Below are 392 nucleotides of genomic sequence, written 5' to 3' on the forward strand. Positions count from 1 at the left end.
CGCCAACCGTGAAGCAGCCGAACTGAAACTGAATGAGTTCGCCAACAACTGGCATCAGACCTATCCCAAATTAATCAAAGATCTGCTTAAAATGCCGAATTTACTCACTTTCATGGACTTTCCACCAGCTATCCGGCAATCACTATACTCCACTAACCTGATTGAGAACTTTAATAAGCATCTCAAGCGCATCACCCACCACAAAGAACAATTTCCAACGGAAGATTCACTGGATCGCTTCCTGGTTTCTCAGTTTAATGTTTATAACGAGAAGTCTCTGAAGCGGATCCACCGAGGGTTCAAAGGACTCCAGGACACCTTGGAAGCATCATTTATTTAAGTTAGATACATATTATATGTACGAAGGCATTTCATTTACACAAGATTCTTGA

The 392-nt window shown here is 41.6% G+C and carries 1 protein-coding gene; it reads left to right on the plus strand.

Annotation, left to right across the window (positions count from 1 at the left end; all coding sequences use genetic code 11):
- Nucleotides 1-340 (plus strand): transposase (locus FD26_RS10790; RefSeq protein WP_162254857.1); only part of this gene is annotated, 340 nt, incomplete at its 5' end.
- Nucleotides 341-392 lie beyond the last annotated feature (52 nt).

The sequence above is a fragment of the Companilactobacillus crustorum JCM 15951 genome, assembly GCF_001434585.1.
Taxonomy (GTDB): Bacteria; Bacillota; Bacilli; order Lactobacillales; family Lactobacillaceae; genus Companilactobacillus; species Companilactobacillus crustorum.